Here is a 19186-nt window from a genome sequence, read left to right as displayed (position 1 = left end):
AGTTTAAAAACAGGGTTCCAAGCGGTGATAAAACACTACTATGCTCGCCCAGTACCAAGGCCAGAAAAATACCTATCAAAAAGCCACCTGTCATTTTTACCATGAATGACATACTGGTATACCAACGCCAAATTATTCCCATTATTATCTCCTGTTATTTATACTATCTGTTACTGATTGCTGGCAAGGCATATCGAGATGACAAGAGAATATATTGATTTTAGACATTCCATTGTCCAATCCTGTATGATTCAAACGCTTTTGTTTGATGCGACTGTTATCAGTTTTCAGACGTGTAATATTAGAATTATTCCTTAAGGTAAAGATACTAAACACCTACAATTACTGGAACAAGCGAATTAAATTATTGCAACCATTCCTTTTTTTCTTACTCATACAGAATTAGCGTTTTATATTTCTAACGGACTATAGAGCAATTAATTAAAAAATATCATTACCGTCTTGGATTTAAAAATAAGCTATGAAAACGGATACCAACAGTTCGCTAGATTTTAGGAAATACCCATCAACAAAGTCCTTACAATGTTTCGAATCAGCTGCTAGACACTTAAGTTTTACTAACGCAGCGCAAGAGATGCATATGACCCAGAGTGCTATTAGTAAACAAGTAGCCCAGCTAGAGGAAGTATTAAATATTGCGTTGTTTTATCGAACACCGCAGAAAATTTCATTGACGCCTGCTGGTAAAACCTACTATTTAGACGTGCTCGACATACTGAAATATATTGAGATAGCGACTACTAATTTGGTATCTCATAATGATAATACTGAGGTATTGAGAATTGTATCGCACCCAACGTTTTGTTCGCGCTGGTTAATTCCTGCTTTGAGCGGATTTGATAAAGCATATCCTTTGATTAATTTAGAGATCAAAGAACAGGTTGGACCTTTTTTCTCCGAAGACCAAAACGTCGATATTGCTTTTCTATATGGTACGGGAATCTGGGGTGGAATGGAGGCGATTAAACTGTTTGATGAATATAGTGTGGCTGTTTGTCATCCTGACTATTTACAGGATAATAAGCCCTTTACTAACGGTGTTGCGAATTATACCTTGTTGCATCTTAATTCGCGCTTGAACGCATGGTACGAATATTTTGAACAACAAGAGATTAGTGTTAATAGTACATTCATTGGCCCACGATTTGATACGTTTCAGGCATGTATATCAGCAGCGTTATTGGGATACGGTATTGCGCTTGTACCACTACGTTTGGTAGAACGTGAGTTGCAGTCAGGTACGCTTATCAGAGCATGGGATTATACGGTAAAAGGTAGAGGGTCCTACTATATGACTTATCCTTTGTCTCTCGGTGAGTCACACAGAATAAAAGTCATTGTAAATTGGATATCTGCTTATCTTGAAACCTAGGATAAGTTGAACCGTTAAAAACGAGTCATGCTGATTAGTCAGATAAATACTTATAGATAATCTGCAATGGAAAATGCAAATGCGTTGAACTGGAGTTTGCTGAAAGGCCTTATAAGACTTTGATTGGATGTGCATTTATGTTTGGGTCTTTTTATCTTGGCATTAAATTTTTCTCACAATGACAAAAAGGAATGAAAGCACAACTATTATTCGTTTGCTGAGTGCATCAGGTTTTGCTGAAATGAGGGTCACATTTAAGGAAGATAAGAGACTCCTAATGGATAAGTTATACAATGTCACTGATGCGTTTACGATGGTGCATCCCATCACTTTAATCAAAGGTAAGAATGCAAAAGTTTGGGACAATAATGACCAATGCTACATCGATTTTTTGGGTGGCATTGGGGTCTTGAACTTCGGACATTGCCATCCTCACATCGTGACAGCCATTATCAATCAAACCCAATCGCTCATTCATTATGCCTACAATGCAGCTGCTCATACCCCCTATCAAACCTTCATGCCACGATTGTGCGAGCTCATTCCTATCAGTGGTGAGTTATCAGGCATGCTGACTAATTCTGGTGCAGAAGCCACGGAAAACGCCATAAAAATTGCCCGTCTCAAAACCAAGCGTACTGGGGTCGTTGCTTTTGATGGCGGGTTCCATGGCCGTACATTGGCTGCTGTTAATCTAAATGGCAAGGTTGCCCCTTACAAGCGAGGGTTGGGGCCGTTAGCTGGTAGTGTCTACCATATTCCTTTCCCCAGTCCAGACAATGAGATTAGTGACCAACAAGCAATCGATGCGCTAAGTCGTTTGTTTGAAGTAGAAACTGACATCAATAATATTGGTGCGATTATCGCAGAGCCTATACAAGGGGAAGGCGGGTTTCAATTAATGTCGACCTCTTTTGCTCAGTACCTGCGCGCTTTTTGTGATGATCACGGTATCTTATTGATTATGGATGAGATTCAATCAGGCTATGGGCGTACTGGCTCACCATTCGCCTTTTCACATTTAGGCATTGAGCCAGATATGATACTGCTAGGCAAAAGTATTGCAGGCGGCTTGCCCTTAGGTGCGGTTGTAGGTAAGGCCAGTGTCATAAATGGCCTGCCTAAAGGCAGTTTGGGCGGTACATACTCTGGTAACCCAGTGGCATGTGCAGCGGCAAATGCCACGATAGACATCATGCAAGAGGATGATGTATGGGTATCTGCTAAGCACTATGCGCAAGTAATTGAAACAAGTATCGCGCAATGGCAGACGGAAGATGTTTCTCCTTGGTTGTATGGTCTCACAGGTATTGGGGCAATGCGCGGTATTGAGCTGCGTCATGTGGAGTATGGATCTCATCCTAATGTGATGACTCACATACTTACTCAAGCGCGAAAGCGAGGCTTATTGCTCATGCCAAGTGGCAAGCACCGTCATATCATTCGATTGTTACCGCCACTGACCATTGAGCCTGAAACACTACAAGCTGGTCTTGATATTTTAAGAGATGTATTACGTACGATTCCTGATCAGAATCCAGCTGACTGGTCTTAAGTACACTACTTAGTTGCTAGTAATGGTAAACAATGAATGATAAATGGGTTTCAAACCCATATTTGACCTTATCAGTAGAGATAAACAAGGATAAATATCTATGAGTAATCACAATTTTATGAGCAGTGATGATATTCGCCATCAGTTTTCTGTGGCCATGTCAGCAATGTACCAGGCAGAAGTTCCGTTATATGGTGATCTTATTGATTTGGTCACTGACGTGAACAGCGAGGTTTTAGCTGTTCAACCTGACCTTAAAGCACAGCTTGAGAATACTGGCGAAATGGATAGGCTTAGTATGGAGCGCCATGGAGCCATTAGAGTAGGTACTGCTGCTGAGCTTAGTATGATGCGTCGATTGTTTGCGGTGATGGGTATGTATCCTGTGGGATACTATGATTTGGCCCCTGCTGGCGTGCCCGTACACTCCACCGCATTTCGAGCGACTGATGCAGAGTCATTGAGCAAAAGTCCCTTTCGAGTATTTACCTCATTATTACGATTAGATCTCATTGGTGATGAAACGCTCAAAGAAGAGGCTGTAGCAGCATTAGCACGCCGTAATATCTTTACTGATACTGTTATCGAGCTTATCGAGTCTTTTGAAGCACAAGGTGGATTGAGTGAGCAAGCAGGCCAGCAGTTCGTCGTTGAGGCACTAGAAACGTTTCGCTGGCATGACAGTACTTCTGTGTCAAAGGGGCTGTATGAAAAACTGTTGCAGCAACATGGCCTCATCGCTGATGTGGTCGGGTTCAAAGGCCCGCATATCAACCACCTAACACCTCGAACGTTAGACATTGATTCTGTACAGCGTAGCATGCAAGCAAGAGGGATACCGCCAAAAGCAATCATCGAAGGGCCACCAAAACGAAATTGCCCGATTTTATTAAGACAAACGAGTTTTAAGGCATTAGAAGAAGCGGTTTGCTTTAAGAATACGTTGGCCGATGCAGGACAAAGTAGCTATGAGCAAGGCCAACATACGGCACGCTTTGGTGAGATTGAGCAGCGCGGTGTGGCATTGACGCCAAAGGGTCGAGCACTATATGACAAACTGCTGAGTGACGCTCGTGAACAGCTAGGTATGACCCCAAATGAAGTTAATGCTTCACAGTATTATCAGATTTTAGAGGCGACATTTGCCGCATTTCCTGATGATTATCAAACGCTACATAAAGAAGGTTTGGCGTATTTTTATTATCAACCAGTGGATAACAGCAATACTGACTTGCAACTCACGAGCTTGGAGACGGCTGAGTCCAAATCCGCGATTGTCGAGCTGATCGAAAAAAACGTGATACGTATTGAGCCTATTGTTTACGAAGATTTTTTACCCGTGAGTGCGGCAGGAATTTTTCAGTCGAATCTACGTGATAATGAACAAAGTAGTTATGAGGGAAGTTCAAATCAACAAGAGTTTGAAAAAGCACTGGGTTTTCATGTTCAAGATGAGTTGGCTTTGTATGAGACGACCCAAGCTCAGAGTCTACAAGATTGTTTTATTGCTTTGCAAAAGACGGCATAAGAGTTAAACACATATAGTCGGCTCAAAATAGCAAAACCTCTGTGTCACTATTGATAAAAATAGCGGCAGCTATTAATGCGTTTTTATTTACTATCGTAGGGAACATATCTGGTGAATAATTTTTCAAGCCTCTCACAAGGGGTGGTTAATATTATCATACAAAAGTTGCAACAAAATCATAATTTCGATCCCAGCCAAATCAAGACAGATGCTGAGAGCTTAGAGCATTGGGGTAAAGACTGGACCAAACACTTTTCTCCTGCTGCTGCTGCCATCGTCTTTCCAAAGACTACTGAACAAGTACAAACTATCGTACTGCTTGCCAATGAGCACAACGTCGTCCTCACCCCAAGTGGTGGTCGTACCGGTCTATCTGCTGGTGCAGTCGCTGCCAATGGTGAAATCGTCGTCAGTATGGATAAAATGAACCATATCGGACAGTTCTACCCTGCAGACCGGATGGTCGAAATTGAAGCTGGTGTCGTCACTCAGCAGTTGCAAGAATTCGCTGAGTCGAAAGACTTATACTACCCTGTCGACTTTGCCTCAGCAGGCTCTAGTCAAATCGGTGGTAATATCGGCACCAATGCGGGCGGTATCAAAGTCATTCGCTATGGCATGACCCGTCAATGGATAATGGGATTAACTGTCGTCACAGGCAAAGGTGACATCTTACAATTGAATCGCGGTATGGTAAAGAATGCCACTGGGTATGACCTGCGTCAACTGTTCATCGGCAGTGAAGGGACACTCGGTCTCGTCACCCATGCGAAGATCAAACTTGAGCGTCAGCCACAAGACTTAAACGTCATGGTACTTGGTATGGACAGCTTCAATGATGTGATGAATGTACTGGCAGCGTTTCAAGCGCAAATTGATTTGACGGCCTTTGAGTTCTTTGACGATGTGGCGATTGATAAGCTGATGGCACACGGTCAAGTACAAGAACCTTTTGAGTCACGCACCAAGTTTTATACGCTATTAGAATTTGAGGCACCATATGAGCCTATCATGGACAAAGCCATGGCTATATTTGAGCACTGTATGGAACAAGGCTGGGTTGTCGATGGTGTGATGAGCCAAAACCTCACGCAGGCTGAAGAGCTGTGGAAGCTACGTGAGTATATCTCAGAGACTATTTCAGTATTCACCCCTTATAAGAACGATGTCTCTGTCCTTATCAGTCACGTACCGACCTTTATCGTAGAGATTGATGACATTGTTAGCAGCAACTATCCTGACTTTGAAGTCTGCTGGTTCGGTCATATCGGCGATGGCAACTTGCACCTTAATATCTTAAAGCCTGAAAGTATGAGCAAAGATGATTTCTTTGCTGAGTGTCAGGTCGTCAATAAATACGTATTTGAGACCGTACAAAAATATGGCGGTTCAGTATCTGCCGAGCATGGTGTAGGTATGACGAAAAAGCCTTATCTAAATTACAGCCGTAGTGAGACTGAGATTGAGTATCTCAAAGAAGTTAAGAAAGTGTTTGATCCAAACAACATTATGAACCGTGGGAAGATTTTTGATATGTGATGAGCACTTTACACGCTTATCTCAAATAAAAAGACGCTACACCGAAAGGCTAGCGTCTTTTTTGGCTTTGCAATATACCTACTATTAGCTTTTATATATCGATAGAAAATAATGCTCAACAAAAAAGGACTTCCAATTTTTTGGAAATCCTCAATGATATATCTTAAATATGGTGGGCCCAGTAGGACTTGAACCTACGACCAAAGGATTATGAGTCCTCTGCTCTAACCAACTGAGCTATGGGCCCTAACGTTAGACGCACAATGATACCTGATTTTTTTAATTTTTCAAGTGAAAAATGGGTAGTAATCAAGATATTTTTTATTCAACCGTATCTTTATATTAAAGATGACCACCAGCCATGGTCAGACTACGTCCACCATCAACAGTAATTATCTCACCAGTGACATATTGGGCTTGCACCAAATACAGAACGCTATGAGCGATCTCATTAGGTGTACCGATTCGCTGCATAGGAATGGAGCGGATAATATCTAGTTGTTGTGTTTCATCTATTGCTTGGTCGCTAGTAGGGTCAGGTAAAATATTGACTCCAGGTGCTACACCGTTGACACGTACTTCTGGCGCCATTTCTAGCGCTAGAGATTGTACCATCATTCGATGCGCAGCCTTTGCCATGTTATAGACAGTATAATTGCTAAACGGCCTATCATGAGCATGTATATCCAATAAACTGACAATACAGCCTTGTTGCCGCTTAAGGTAGGGCAGTAGGGCTTGGCTTAATAATAAAGGCGCTTTCGCATTGGTTAAAAATAACTCATCCCACTGTGTGCGATCAATACTGCCAAGTGGGCTAGGGTAAAACCGCGAAGCATTATGCACTAGTACATCAAGCTGTCCAAATGATTTTAAAATATGTTCAATAAAGCTCTCTAAAGCCGCGCCATCGTTGACTATCGCTAAGTCAGCAACGATAACTTTTGCACTATTAGCACGGATGTCGTTTAGCTGATCAGCTAAGTTGTCTGCATCTTGTTCACTACGGTGACAGTGAATGATAACGTGGTAGCCTTGACTATGAGCCGCTTTAACAATAGCTGCCCCAATGCGCCTAGCACTACCGGTGACCAGCATCACGGGCGTTTGGTTATTTGTATTTTCTGTTTGGCAGGCATTAATTTTTTGGTTCATAGCAATAATACTTTTTTCTCTAGGGTGCGTGTCTATATCATTGTTGCGCTTGCAAGTGTTCAATCCTACTTTGGCGTAAGGCCGCACCGATAGCGGGGCCTTTCAGGTCTGGCGTAATATCCGTCATACCAATAGCGTGAAAGCTGTTTAGCGCTAGCATCATTTGACGATGCTGTGTTGCTAGCTGCAAGACATGACTGCACACCAGTAGTTGAGAGAGCTTGTCAGGCTCCTTATGCGCACCGCAGGTTTGGATTAGATCGATTTTTTCAGCGGCATTTAGACTGTTTATTTTGCTTAATTTTTCAGCCTGTTGAGCGAATAAAGTTGCGAACTGCGTATGTGCTTTTGGGACTTTGGCTTTATTACCGATAGCGTTAATATTTTTTATAGCAGTCGATACGTTAGAGGTAGACTCAGAGTTTTCGCTATTAAATAATGATGAAGACAGGCTAGTCATTAGTAGCGCCCAGCGCTGCGATAAATTCAAATGCATCTGACCTGCAAAATATAACGCTGTCTGCACCGTTTCCCTTATATGAACATCATTCCAAGCATGATGCAAGGGCGCGAAATATTCTGTCAGTGCACCAATTTCAAATAGTTTTTGCCAATAGACTTGCGGTGATAGTTGCAGGGTTGCACGGCTTGATTCTTGCCAGATACGCTCTGCACTCAAATGAGAAAGCTCTTCTGAATCGACTAGCTGACGCATTAACGCTAAAGTGTCATCGGCAATGGTAAAGCCCAAGTCGTAGTAACGGCTATAGAAACGAACTGTTCGAAGCACTCGTAATGGGTCTTCGCTGAAAGCAGTGGATACATGACGCAACGTCTTGCTTTTTAAGTCTTGTAGTCCGCCATAATAGTCGATGACTTGTCCGTTAATGGGAGTGTCGTCAGTCAAGCTGGTAACTTCAATTGCCATTGCATTGATCGTTAAATCACGACGGCGCAAATCATCCTCTAGACTAACATCAGGACTGGCATGTACGCTAAAACCTTTGTAGCCTGAGCCTTGCTTGCGCTCTGTACGTGCTAATGCATACTCTTCATGACTGGTCGGATGCAAAAACACAGGGAAGTCAGCGCCCACTTGTTGAAACCCTGCATCAATCATCTCTGCAACCGTAGCACCAACGACGACGAAGTCCTTGTCCTTAATAGGACGCTTGAGTAGTCGATCGCGTACAGCACCGCCCACAAGATAAATTTGCATAGAAGCCTCTTATTATTATTTAGTTTTATATCATCAGCTCAATTTTTATGAGTCAAAAAAACAGCCAATGCTTTATAAGTTGCATTGACTGGTTTTAGTATAGCAGAAGGGCCCCGTCAATGGATGACAGAGCCCTTCTTGATCGTGCAGTCATACTGCGTACGATATAGACTATTTTTCGTTTTCTAGGTCTTGAGCTTCAGTGACGGCCAAAGCAGTCATATTAACGATACCACGTGCTGTCGCTGACGGCGTCAAAATATGTACCGGCTTATTAGTACCTAATAAGATAGGTCCAATAGAAGCACTGCTAGTAGCTGTTTTAAGCAAGTTGAAGGCGATGTTTGAGGCATCGAGTGTTGGTAGGATAAGCAGGTTGGCTGCACCTTTTAGTGGGCTTGATGGCATATGATTGAGACGAATATTCTCATTTAGCGCGGCATCACCTTGTATCTCACCATCGAACTCAAAGTCGACATTCATATCTGTTAGTAGCTGATATACCTTGCGCATTTTGACAGCGCTAACGCGATCTGAAGCACCAAAGTTAGAATGAGACACTAGCGCGACACGTGGGGTAATGCCAAAGCGACGTAATTGCTCAGCTGCTAAGACTGTCATTTCAGCCAATTGTTCAGCAGTTGGATCTTCGTGGATATAAGTATCTGCAATGAAAATATTACGATCTTGCATGAGTACAGCATTCATCGCATAAAAATCGTTCATATCTTCTTTTTTACCAATGACGCTTTCAACATATTTTAAGTGCAATTGATAATGACCAAACGTACCACATACCATACCATCAGCCGCACCGTTTTCGACCAGTAAAGAACCAATCAAAGTCGTCTTACGGCGAACATCACGACGCGCAAGCTCAATACTCACACCGCGACGTTTATTTTTTTCATAGTAGCCCTGCCAGTAGTCTTTGTAGCGTGGATCATCATCAACGTTGACAATGGTAATATTCTCGCCATCTTTGAGACGCAAGCCCAGTTTTTCGATATTCGCTGCAATGACCGAAGGACGACCAACCAGAATAGGGTCTGCCAGCTTCTCATCAACAACCACTTGCACAGCAAGTAGGATATTGTTGTCTTCACCTTCACAGTAAACAATACGTTTTGGAGCAGATTTTGCACGAGCAAAGATTGGCTTCATGACAAACGCTGAGTTGTAAACAAACTCTGATAGACGCTGACGATATACTTGCATGTCATCGATAGGTAAAGTAGCAACGCCTGAATCCATTGCTGCTTTGGCGACAGCAGATGCAATTTCAATAATTAGGTTTGGCTCTAGAGGGCCTGGGATTAGGTAGTCACGACCAAAACTTTGCATTTTCTCAATGTTTCTAGCGCTGGTCGTTGGCGTGGCTTCAACGTGTGCCATCGCAGCGATTGCTTTTACGCAAGCGACTTTCATCTCTTCGTTGACAGTAGTCGCACCAACGTCTAATGCACCGCGGAAAATATATGGGAAACATAGCGCGTTGTTTACTTGGTTTGGATAGTCTGAACGACCGGTTGCCATAATAACGTCTGGACGTACCGCATGTGCCAACTCTGGCATGATTTCAGGTGTTGGGTTAGCAAGTGCAAAGACGATAGGGTCTTTTGCCATACGGCGAACCATATCTTCTGATAGCGTACCTGGCATTGATAAGCCTAGGAACATATCAACATCGTCCATTACTTCTTCGATAGAAGTAGCCGTAGTATCACGAGCATAACGTTGTTTGGTTTCATCAAGGTTTTCACGACTAGTACTAATGATACCGCGTGAGTCCGAAACAATGATGTTGTTCTTATTAACACCAAGTGCGCAAATGATATCTAAGCAAGAAATAGCTGCTGCACCTGCACCTGAACAAACAATTTTAATCTCTTCGATTTTTTTGCCAGTAATCAACAAAGCGTTTAGCATTGCTGCGGCAACGATGATTGACGTACCATGTTGGTCATCATGGAATACAGGAATGTTCATACGCTCACGTAGTACACGCTCAATTTTGAAACATTCTGGTGCTTTGATATCTTCTAGGTTGATACCACCAAAGGTAGGCTCAAGTGAAGCAACCGCTTCGATGAACTTGTCTGGATCATTTTGAGCAATTTCAATATCAAAAACGTCGATACCTGCAAACTTCTTGAATAGAACTCCTTTACCTTCCATAACTGGTTTTGACGCCAATGGACCGATATTACCCAGACCCAGTACAGCAGTACCGTTAGTGATCACACCAACTAAGTTGTTACGTGCCGTGTACTTAGAAGCAAGCTTTGGATCCTTTTGGATCTCAAGACAAGGTACAGCAACGCCTGGAGAGTAGGCAAGTGCTAAATCGCGTTGGTTGGCTAGCTGCTTAGTAGGGGTTACTGAAATTTTACCTGGGCGTGGAAACTCATGGTAATGTAGAGCGGCTTGTTCAAACTGCTCTTTTTCTGTACTGAGGTTATCCGTATTCGAAGTGGTATCGTCATTCATAATAATTGCCATGGTTGGAATAAATTGGAATAAATTAAATGGTGATAAAAAATAACGTCTAACCCTCCAAAAATCATTGAATGATAACAATTAAAAGGTACAAAGACGTTAAACGACTCACGACCACCAGAATCATGGTCGGCGATCGAAGATCAAGTCAAAAAAGCAAACTGGCTAAAATATTCATTCTAGCACTATTGATAATTCACTGCCTAGTCAACAACAGTGAATTATGCGAATAATATAATAAAATGATATTCGTTATTTATCTCGTTGATAATGCCAAATAATGCGGTCAGATATCAACCTTAATTTCATAATGTTTCAAAATATTACAGAGTTGAAAGGTGCTAAGACGAGCAGCTAATAGGCATCTGCGGTGTATCAGCTGCAGGCGCATTAGTATCTAAGTCGACTGCGATATCTTGTACGTTATAAGGATTGGCTAGTAAGCGAAACACTCGATCAACTTCTTCAAACTGATCTTGCTCTGCGGCAGTAATTGCACGTTGCGCCATACTATTACGTAGGATATAGACAAGATTGCTGGTCTTCATGTCACTGATTACTTGCTCAAGTGGCAGTTGCTCGGTGCTGGCAAGATAACGTGTTGACCAGTCTTGCCATACTTGCTGTGCATCACTGTTTAATTCAGTGGTCATGGTAGTCAGTAGCTTTTGCTCATAAGGATGATCTGCTGGTGCGACCAAACCGAGTAGGGCGCGGAAGCTATTGGTATAGTCGAGCAAGTTATCTTCTAATAGCGTCAACCATTCAAAGGCTAAGCTGAGGCTCTCTTTTTGATGCGGTAGGCCAAGCTTACGGCACAGACCTTGTTGATAGTACTGCATGAAGGTTGCTTCATAAGGCGCTAGGCAGTTAGCGAGCGTCTCACGAGTAACGCCTTCCAGGCGCATAAAGTGTGGCAGCCAAACATTTAGATTCCAATGTCCAATAGCAGGCTGGTTTTGATAGGCATAGCGACCAGTGTGGTCAGAGTGGTTATTAATCCATGCAGGATTGAATCGCTCCATAAAGCCAAACGGACCGAAATCCAACGTACTGCCGGTGATAGATAGATTGTCTGTATTCATCACACCATGGGCAAAGCCAATCAATTGCCAATCAGCAATCATGCGGGCGGTACGCTCAACCACTGCCGTCAAAAACGCTGCTACAGGTTGCTCATTATCGCGACACTCTGGATAATAGGTATCAATCATATAATCGGTAAATTCACTGAGTAAATCAGGTGCAAAGCTAGCAATCCACTCCACATGACCGAGACGAATATGACTGTCCGCCACACGCATTAACGCTGCACCTGCTTCAATACGCTCACGGCGCACTCTCGTATCAGATACCACAAACCCCAAAGCGTTAGATGAGGGGATGCCAAGCTGAGTCAATGCATGACCGCACAAGTACTCGCGAATGGTACTACGTAAGACTGCGCGCCCATCACCCATGCGTGAGTAGGGCGTCAAGCCAGCGCCTTTGAGATGCAAGTCTTGTGGCTGTCCATCGTTGTCGAGTACTTGTGCCATCAGTAGACCGCGACCGTCGCCTAACTGCCCAGCCCATTGTCCAAATTGGTGACCAGCATAGGCCATCGATAGCGGTTTAAAGTCAGTTGGCACGTATTGACCACCTAATATCTCAACCCAATTAGTCATCAACTCATCATCATTTGCCCAGCCTAATTGCTGAGCAACTTGAGTATTGAAGTGACCAGCACGAGGGTTGTCCAGTGGCGTAGGTGGCTGCTCATGATAAAGGCGTGTGTCTAGGTTGACATAAGTGTTCTGATAACGCATACAGGCCGTTTCCATTAAAATATAGAAGTGAGAATGTCACTATAGCACAGCTCTCATATGGCATCGTTGCACTCTGTCCATCTCTTGTAATATCTGACTAAAAATGGAGTTATCGGTCTCTGACAGGTTGAATTTGAAAGACCAGATTGCCACGGTTCTTAGATTAGAGATGACAATGCATTGTTCTATATATTTATATCATTTACTATAATAATAAAGTCATTAGAAGTCGCCGTAATGACACAAGCGAGAAATTATGAGCAAAAAAATCCCCCTACCTAGGACAGATAAGGGGATGGAGAAGCTTCAAAATTATAAAGTGAATCAAAGATTGATTAAGCAGCTTTTTCACTTGCGCCAATAGAACGGAAAGCAGTCTTTAAGTTGCTGTTATGCTCAAGAATTTTTTGCTCAATCTTGGCATAGTCGTGCTTTAGCTTGTCATCAGCTTCATGCAAACGATCGGCAAACTCTGTCTTTTTAAGCTCGATAGTTTTGGCTTTAAGCGCCTGCCATTCTTCAACAGTTTGTGTAAAAGCATCATATTCAAACTTAATACGATCTTGGAAGCTCTTCATTGCATGAGGAATATCAATGCCACCTACTGTTGCTGTATCGATTTGCTGCTGAGCTTTCTTAAACTGCATTTGTACTTCTGCATGTTTGATAGTTGTATCATCCACTGTACGCAGCTCAGAAGCCAGACCAATTTTTGATAGACCAGCAATCAACCATTTGGTTGGATCATATTGCCACCATTTTACACCGTTACGATAATCGTATTGGAAGAAGTGATGGTAGTTATGATAACCCTCACCCCATGTAAAGATAGCCAAAAAGAAGTTGTCACGGGCCGTATTGGTATCAGTATAAGGGCGAGTACCAAGCATATGGCATAATGAATTGATAAAGAACGTAAAATGATGCGTCAGTACTAAGCGCAACAAGCCTGCAATAACTAATGTGCCCCAGATATCACCAATCAACCAACCAATAGCGGCAACCATACCAACGTTCATAGCAACGACCCACAGGCCATAGTACTTGTGCTGAATCTGTAAGACTCTATCTTTAGTCAAGTCGGGAATATTTTTGTAATCGAACTTGCCGCTAGGGTAGTTACGTAGCATCCAACCAATATGACTGAACCAAAATCCGCGTTTCGCTGAATACGGATCATCCAAACGATCATCTACATGACGATGATGGACACGGTGGCCTGAAACCCAGTCAAACGCAGAGCCCTGTACCGCTAAGGTAGAACCTAACAACAAAAAATTTCTTACGATTGGATGAGTTTTGTACGCACGGTGTGCAAGCAAGCGATGATAGCCTGCTGTAATGCTCATACCAGTCCATACCATAAAGGCACCAAATACGCCCCATACGGGTGCGCTTACTTCATGAGTGAATAAGTACCATGGTGTAATGATAGCAGCAGCAATTGGTGTCGCTACCAAAATAGTCGCTGGAATCCAGTTAATCGGTGCTTTGGTAAACTCAAACTCACGCATATCAATGCTTTGCTCTTTCGTAGAAAGATCTGCTTGCTCAGAAGCTTTAGCATAATTGCGTTTTGCAACAGGCTGCTCATCAAGAGCCATTTGCGCTTTTTTCTCATCAAAACGAGTCTTAAAACGCGTTACTTGAGTGCTGACAGTCTTCACGATTGTGTCGCCAGATTTGATAGCGAAACGTAAGCCTTTAAGCGGTAAGCCAAGTGCTTTTTTTGCAATCATATAATATCCCTAACGGTATTAATTTAAGTCTCCATAGTACCTTAAAAAGCGTATAAAGTGAACACTTATACACTATAAAAATATTGCTAAATAACAATAACTTGTATGGATTATAGAATGTATCGGTCAAAAATACGAGTGACTTATCAGGCATGAAGGAAAAGTGTAACAAAGAAAATAAATATGTAGGAAAGAGTAGGGTTATCGAAAAAACGATTAAATATCAAAAAACTACGGATAGATGGCTCAAGGCAAAAGCAAATGGCTGGGAAAATCTGTAATGATAACGTCGGTCTCCCATTTTATAAGCTGCTTAATGGTAGGAATATCATTAACCGTCCAAGCACTTACTGGTAATCCATAACGATGACTATGTTTGATAACGGCTTGTGTTAAAAGAGGATGATAGATACCCAACTGAATACAGCCAAGTTGCAACGCTGTATTAGTAGCGTTTGCTAATGCTTGTGGAGTTCGAATAAGCAGCCCACGAGGCATACGAGATAGTAGTCTGTGACGTTGTAAGCGGTTATGTAGCTCTACATCGAAGCTCGTTAATACAACGGGTAGTCTAGTGAGAGGTGTATCAATGAATGCCTGCTGAAGTGCTCTGATCAGTATTGCATAATTGGTACGGCTATGCGTTTTAATCTCAAGCTCAATAACATTAAATCCACTGAGCGCAGGCGCAATGCTTGCGAGCGTCATGATAGGTTGACCAAACTGCAACTGGCATTGAATTTCTGTCAGTTTTAACTGATCAAGACGCGATTGTCGACCGCACATCCGCTCTAGATCGTCGTCATGAAATACGATTAAGTGACCGTCCGCATTTAGCTGTATATCAAACTCTACGCCTGCCAAGCCTTTTTTCTTAAGGTTTTGAGAATGCTGAAAGCCTGAAAAAGTGTTTTCTAATGCCTCACCGCGCGCACCTCGGTGACCCAGTAACAACGTATCTCTAAAATTTATCATATGCACCATCTACTGATGTTTTTTTATGCCCAATAATATAGAGTCATATTAGTAACGTCTAATGAAAACTGTAAAGCAATTTGTAATTTTTTAAATATGACCATTTAGAACCAAACCTACCAATGTTTGTTATGTTTTTGCAACCAAACGCAGGTTTTTTCCACAATGAGGGGCTCTATTTGTGTGTGCATGGGCTACAATAATGGCCATTTGATGTAAACACCGTATAATGATGTGGTTTTTATGTCTATAGCAGCTAGCGTTGCGATTTAAATATTGAACATTGTCAGTTAGTGGCGGTAAGAACCTGTAAATTGGGAGTAGAGTTAGTATGAGCGTAGCAAGTATAAGTTTGAGCAAGTGGCATAAAGTCGCTGGGATTGGGTTGGTATGTGGTTTGGCGCTTGCAGGCTGTGACCGCTCAGATAAAGAAGATACTACTGAGCAGGCAGAGCTAACAGAACAAGAGACTGTCGATGCTGAAAATAGCGTTTCGCCTGCAGTTACTTGTGATGACCCTATGGTACAAGATCGTCTCAAGTCAGCTCTAAAAAACACGCTCAATCAACAAGCACAGTCATTGGCTGCCAACTATGCAAATGATGCTGAAATCAGTTTAGCAAATGGTGTGGTCAGCGAAAAAATAGATGGCGTTGTCATCGACATCCAAAACGCTGCTATCTTACAACAAGCCAATGACAACGGTATGACCACCTGTCAAGCCAGTATTAGTATGACGTTACCAAGCGAAGATTTGTATCAAGCCAGTCAGGTACAAGCCGCAAATAACCAGCCAAGCTTACAATCGCGTCTAGCGCAAGACAACATTCGCATCAATAACAACATGCTTGTTGATGACGCTTTCACGTACATCGTTGGAACTCAAGGCGGTCAAGTGCGTACGCGCATTGCGGGTCAACCTGCTTTGCTTACTGTCGTTGCAGACGTGATGGCAGGTTCTGTATTTAAGGCTGCAATGGATGAACAGCGTGCTGCTGAGCGCCGCGCAGCACAACAGAACAATGATAATACTCAAACAGCACCAACCCGTCAGCCAAGAACTGTAACGCCAGTTGAGCCGATTCGTCCGATTGAACCTACGCCGCCGCCAACTATCAATAAGCCTGCTGAAAATCAGAGCAGTTCGTCTGAAAATAACCAAGCAGCAGCTGAGCCTAGCAAGCCTGCCACACCAAAAGTAGTACCTAAAGATGAAACTATCGATATGGTTATCATTGAAGATGAGAGTGCTACTTATTAATTTGTCATTGTGATAAGCAATAGCAATTAACTAGTAGAACTAATTACTATCGTTGAATAAAAAAACCTGCAACAGTAATGTTGCAGGTTTTTTTTGTACGTTTATACTGATTAATAATAAACATAGTGAATTGACTATATTTAGTTTGTTTGGTTAAAAACTATAACGAATCAAGGATGTTATTGATTGTCAGTGAACGTTTTCAATGCTTGACTGTCCCATAACACTTCAGAGACTTTTTCTGGATCCGTACAAAAACGTGCAGCGACAAACAACCAATCAGATAAGCGATTAATAAAGCTCACTGCTGTATGACGAATCGCGTCTGGACGTTGTTGTTTCAATGATACGGCTTGGCGTTCAGCACGGCGACACACACTACGGGCTACGTGTAATTGACTCACTAGTATAGAACCTGTCGGCAAAATAAAGTCTTTTAGCGGCGGCAATGCAGTGTTCATCATATCTATTTGCTGCTCTAACCATTCAATATGAGTGGTATTAACTCCTTCATACTCTGGCATGGCAAGCTCGCCGCCTATATTGAATAGCAAGTGTTGAATGATGACCAAGGCTTCAGAAAACTCTTTATCTATAGATTGCCCTTTATTATGCTTTAATTGCGCGCGTACTAGGCCAATGTGTGAGTTGAGCTCATCGACGTCACCCATGACACTAAATAGATTGTCCGCTTTACTAAGGCGGCTGCCATCAGCCATACCAGTGCTACCGTCATCTCCAGTACGTGTGTATATCTTACTCAAACGATTGCCCATCTTTACATCCTCAACGTTTTTTATGATTGAATAGCGTTAGTTGCACGCTCATTGTAGTATTTTATGCCTGTTTTCGCTAAGATAATGGGTTACGTTTTATATCACGATATTTCTAGTCTGAATTCTTTATTTTTTGATTTATAGTCACAGTCTTCGGTATGGCGTATTCATACACGGCGACTGAGTTTTCACATTTTTCTATTTTATTTACGTTACAAGGCTTTTTTACTATGACCACACCACTTGCAGATGCGATGTCACAACTTGCCATTTATGATTCATTGACTGGCAGCAAGCGTCAATTTGTACCACTCAAAGCAGGGCAGGTTGGTATGTATGTGTGCGGCATGACCGTTTATGACTATTGTCATATTGGTCATGCGCGAGTAATGGTCGGCTTTGATATGGCCAATCGTTGGTTGGCACGCTTGGGTTATGACGTGAACTACGTACGTAATATCACTGATATTGATGATAAGATCATTGCTCGTGCCACTGAAAATGGTGAAGAGATTGCTACATTGACGCAGCGCTTTATTGAAGCGATGCATGAAGACGCGACTGCGCTTGGTTGCGAGATGCCAAATGCTGAGCCACGCGCAACTGACCATATCGACGACATGCAGGACATGATTGAGACGTTAGTCACTGGCAACTATGCGTACGCAGGCGACAACGGTGATGTTTACTATGCTGTTGATAGCTTTGACGGTTATGGAAAACTATCTAAGCGCAATCTAGACGATATGCAGGCAGGCTCGCGAGTTGAGGTCGAGAATGATAAGCGCAACCCATTTGACTTTGTACTATGGAAAGCCGCAAAACCTGATGAGCCGCAGTGGGCATCTCCATGGGGGCAAGGGCGACCAGGTTGGCATATTGAATGCTCAGCGATGTCGACTAAGTGCTTAGGTAGTACCTTTGATATTCATGGCGGTGGTCATGACTTACAGTTCCCGCATCATGAAAACGAAATCGCGCAGTCTGAAGCGGCGACTGGTTGTGAGTATGCACGCAACTGGATGCATGTTGGTTTTATCAATGTCGATGGCGAAAAAATGTCTAAGTCATTGGGTAACTTTTTTACCATTCGCGATGTCATGGCAAAGTATTTGCCTGAGACAGTGCGTTTCTTCTTATTGTCGAGCCATTATCGCAGTCAAGTCAATTTCTCTGACAGTGCGTTAGATGAAGCGCATAATAGCTTAAGTAGATTATACAATGCGTTGAAATTGGCTGAGCAGCAAAAAGGACAGTCAATCGTAATTGATGAAGACTTAGTGGTTGAAGCTTACAACAGTACAGCTGGACAAGACTTCATTAAAGCAATGAATGATGACTTCAATAGCTCGACGGCTATCAGCGTACTATTTGGATTGGCTCGTGATATCAATAAAGCGATTAAAGCAGAAGACGTCGATACCGCATGGCAATTGGCACAGCAGCTAAAAGCATTAGCGCAGGTATTAAACATTTTACAGCAGCCAGTGCAGCAGTTTTTGCAAGCAGTAGTGGGTGAGCAAACAGAAGACGGTCTGACGGATGCCGTTATTGATAATTTAATCATTGAACGTGGAGATGCGAAAGCCAATAAAAACTTTGCCCGTGCTGATGAAATACGTGAGCAACTAAAAGCTGCTGGCATTGAGTTAGAAGACAGCCGTGCTGGCACAACATGGCGCCGCGCTTAAGATAATTTTTATCGACTATTTATCGATTATAGGTATGACGGCTACAAA

Annotated in this window: 13 protein-coding genes and 1 tRNA gene; 6 read left to right on the top strand and 8 right to left on the bottom strand. The window is 42.7% G+C overall.

The window, feature by feature from the left end:
* Positions 1 to 481: 481 nt before the first annotated feature.
* From ACT3QQ_RS04305 to ACT3QQ_RS04290, 4 genes are all read left to right on the top strand, one after another.
* On the top strand, positions 482 to 1393 hold the full coding sequence (locus ACT3QQ_RS04305) for a LysR substrate-binding domain-containing protein (protein ID WP_444527057.1): 912 nt from the start codon (positions 482 to 484) through the stop codon (positions 1391 to 1393).
* A gap of 277 nt (positions 1394 to 1670) precedes the next feature.
* Positions 1671 to 2948, top strand: a complete 1278-nt coding sequence (locus tag ACT3QQ_RS04300) for a 2-aminoadipate transaminase (protein WP_444527056.1) — start codon at positions 1671 to 1673, stop codon at positions 2946 to 2948.
* A gap of 100 nt (positions 2949 to 3048) precedes the next feature.
* Entirely contained in the window at positions 3049 to 4476 is a 1428-nt protein-coding gene (hglS, locus tag ACT3QQ_RS04295; RefSeq protein WP_444527055.1) for a 2-oxoadipate dioxygenase/decarboxylase HglS, read from the top strand.
* 141 nt (positions 4477 to 4617) lie between these two features.
* Complete coding sequence (locus tag ACT3QQ_RS04290) at positions 4618 to 6015, top strand: FAD-binding oxidoreductase (protein ID WP_444527064.1); 1398 nt, start codon at positions 4618 to 4620, stop codon at positions 6013 to 6015.
* Positions 6016 to 6185: 170 nt separating this feature from the next.
* Here ACT3QQ_RS04290 and ACT3QQ_RS04285 read toward each other — a convergent pair.
* The 7 genes from ACT3QQ_RS04285 to ACT3QQ_RS04255 form a co-directional block, all read right to left on the bottom strand.
* Positions 6186 to 6262, bottom strand: a tRNA-Ile gene (locus ACT3QQ_RS04285).
* Positions 6263 to 6357: 95 nt separating this feature from the next.
* Entirely contained in the window at positions 6358 to 7170 is an 813-nt protein-coding gene (locus ACT3QQ_RS04280; RefSeq protein ID WP_444527054.1) for a pteridine reductase, read from the bottom strand.
* Between the two features lie 37 nt (positions 7171 to 7207).
* A complete protein-coding gene (locus tag ACT3QQ_RS04275; protein WP_444527053.1) occupies positions 7208 to 8389 on the bottom strand; it encodes a tRNA nucleotidyltransferase in 1182 nt (393 codons plus the stop codon).
* A 171-nt stretch (positions 8390 to 8560) separates the two neighbouring features.
* Positions 8561 to 10879, bottom strand: coding sequence for an NADP-dependent malic enzyme (locus ACT3QQ_RS04270; protein WP_444527052.1), 2319 nt, complete (start codon positions 10877 to 10879; stop codon positions 8561 to 8563).
* Positions 10880 to 11229: 350 nt separating this feature from the next.
* Positions 11230 to 12696: a protein adenylyltransferase SelO gene (locus ACT3QQ_RS04265; protein ID WP_444527051.1), complete on the bottom strand. Its 1467-nt coding sequence runs from the start codon at positions 12694 to 12696 to the stop codon at positions 11230 to 11232.
* Positions 12697 to 13031: 335 nt separating this feature from the next.
* Positions 13032 to 14210, bottom strand: a complete 1179-nt coding sequence (locus ACT3QQ_RS04260; RefSeq protein WP_444527063.1) for an acyl-CoA desaturase — start codon at positions 14208 to 14210, stop codon at positions 13032 to 13034.
* A gap of 471 nt (positions 14211 to 14681) precedes the next feature.
* Positions 14682 to 15410 (bottom strand): glycerophosphodiester phosphodiesterase, encoded by a 729-nt coding sequence (locus ACT3QQ_RS04255; RefSeq protein WP_444527050.1) that lies wholly within the window; start codon positions 15408 to 15410, stop codon positions 14682 to 14684.
* 331 nt (positions 15411 to 15741) lie between these two features.
* Here ACT3QQ_RS04255 and ACT3QQ_RS04250 point away from each other — a divergent pair, with 331 nt between their 5' ends.
* Positions 15742 to 16671: a hypothetical protein gene (locus ACT3QQ_RS04250; RefSeq protein WP_444527049.1), complete on the top strand. Its 930-nt coding sequence runs from the start codon at positions 15742 to 15744 to the stop codon at positions 16669 to 16671.
* A 179-nt stretch (positions 16672 to 16850) separates the two neighbouring features.
* Here ACT3QQ_RS04250 and ACT3QQ_RS04245 read toward each other — a convergent pair whose 3' ends face one another.
* A complete protein-coding gene (locus tag ACT3QQ_RS04245) occupies positions 16851 to 17447 on the bottom strand; it encodes a cob(I)yrinic acid a,c-diamide adenosyltransferase (protein ID WP_444527048.1) in 597 nt (198 codons plus the stop codon).
* A 230-nt stretch (positions 17448 to 17677) separates the two neighbouring features.
* Between ACT3QQ_RS04245 and cysS the strand changes: the two genes are divergently transcribed.
* Positions 17678 to 19138: a cysteine--tRNA ligase gene (gene cysS, locus ACT3QQ_RS04240; RefSeq protein WP_444527047.1), complete on the top strand. Its 1461-nt coding sequence runs from the start codon at positions 17678 to 17680 to the stop codon at positions 19136 to 19138.
* Positions 19139 to 19186 lie beyond the last annotated feature (48 nt).

Source organism: Psychrobacter sp. AOP7-A1-24 (assembly GCF_052376235.1).
In the GTDB taxonomy this organism is placed as follows: domain Bacteria; phylum Pseudomonadota; class Gammaproteobacteria; order Pseudomonadales; family Moraxellaceae; genus Psychrobacter.
This window is presented reverse-complemented; position numbering and strand designations above follow the sequence as displayed.

Excerpts from the sequence above, each read along its gene's own strand:
- hglS (WP_444527055.1), top strand. The coding sequence starts at position 3,049 with ATGAGTAATCACAATTTTATGAGCAGTGATGATATTCGCCATCAGTTT.
- ACT3QQ_RS04255 (WP_444527050.1), bottom strand. The coding sequence starts at position 15,410 with ATGATAAATTTTAGAGATACGTTGTTACTGGGTCACCGAGGTGCGCGC.
- ACT3QQ_RS04260 (WP_444527063.1), bottom strand. The coding sequence starts at position 14,210 with ATGCGTGAGTTTGAGTTTACCAAAGCACCGATTAACTGGATTCCAGCG.
- cysS (WP_444527047.1), top strand. The coding sequence starts at position 17,678 with ATGACCACACCACTTGCAGATGCGATGTCACAACTTGCCATTTATGAT.
- ACT3QQ_RS04250 (WP_444527049.1), top strand. The coding sequence starts at position 15,742 with ATGAGCGTAGCAAGTATAAGTTTGAGCAAGTGGCATAAAGTCGCTGGG.
- ACT3QQ_RS04245 (WP_444527048.1), bottom strand. The coding sequence starts at position 17,447 with ATGGGCAATCGTTTGAGTAAGATATACACACGTACTGGAGATGACGGT.
- ACT3QQ_RS04305 (WP_444527057.1), top strand. The coding sequence starts at position 482 with ATGAAAACGGATACCAACAGTTCGCTAGATTTTAGGAAATACCCATCA.
- ACT3QQ_RS04280 (WP_444527054.1), bottom strand. The coding sequence starts at position 7,170 with ATGAACCAAAAAATTAATGCCTGCCAAACAGAAAATACAAATAACCAA.
- ACT3QQ_RS04300 (WP_444527056.1), top strand. The coding sequence starts at position 1,671 with ATGGATAAGTTATACAATGTCACTGATGCGTTTACGATGGTGCATCCC.
- ACT3QQ_RS04265 (WP_444527051.1), bottom strand. The coding sequence starts at position 12,696 with ATGCGTTATCAGAACACTTATGTCAACCTAGACACACGCCTTTATCAT.
- ACT3QQ_RS04270 (WP_444527052.1), bottom strand. The coding sequence starts at position 10,879 with ATGAATGACGATACCACTTCGAATACGGATAACCTCAGTACAGAAAAA.
- ACT3QQ_RS04275 (WP_444527053.1), bottom strand. The coding sequence starts at position 8,389 with ATGCAAATTTATCTTGTGGGCGGTGCTGTACGCGATCGACTACTCAAG.